This window comes from Geobacillus sp. DSP4a (assembly GCF_013096875.1).
GTDB lineage: Bacteria > Bacillota > Bacilli > Bacillales > Anoxybacillaceae > Geobacillus > Geobacillus thermophilus.
Map to the genome: position 1 here is coordinate 1 of NZ_SDLD01000221.1, position 404 is coordinate 404.

The window sequence follows — 404 nt, forward strand, 5'->3', positions numbered from 1 at the left end:
GCAGTAAACTGTGTAGCCCTCTTCCCTAACACTTCCTCAAATCGTTTAATAACAGATGGTGAGGAAAGTAGCCCTTTCATTGTTGCTCCTTGTTGTTGCACAGGTACGTTTTTTTGTTTCTTTTGGATGTTGTTTTTAATTGATTGATTAGTAGCCATAATCAGCTAACCTCCTTGATTCCAAAACGTCTGAAATGAGTTTCCTTTTTAACTTTCTCGTATACATCCGGAAACTGGTCTTTGAGCTTTTTCGTGTCAATTCGATTTGAGACAACAGGCTTCCAGCAAGCTTGATAGTTACCGATAAACCCATACTCTGCATCCTTCATTTCATGTTTGATTTGGTTCTCTAATTCTTTTGCCTGGCTTTGAAGCTCTGAGATCTGTTCTTTAATAAGCAAGTAT

2 pseudogenes are annotated in these 404 nt (G+C 38.1%); both read right to left on the minus strand.

The window, feature by feature from the left end:
• Window positions 1-158: pseudogene (locus ETC02_RS17085) on the minus strand (recombinase RecT); the annotation flags it as partial.
• Between the two features lie 2 nt (window positions 159-160).
• Window positions 161-404 (minus strand): annotated as a pseudogene (locus ETC02_RS17090) (hypothetical protein); the annotation flags it as partial.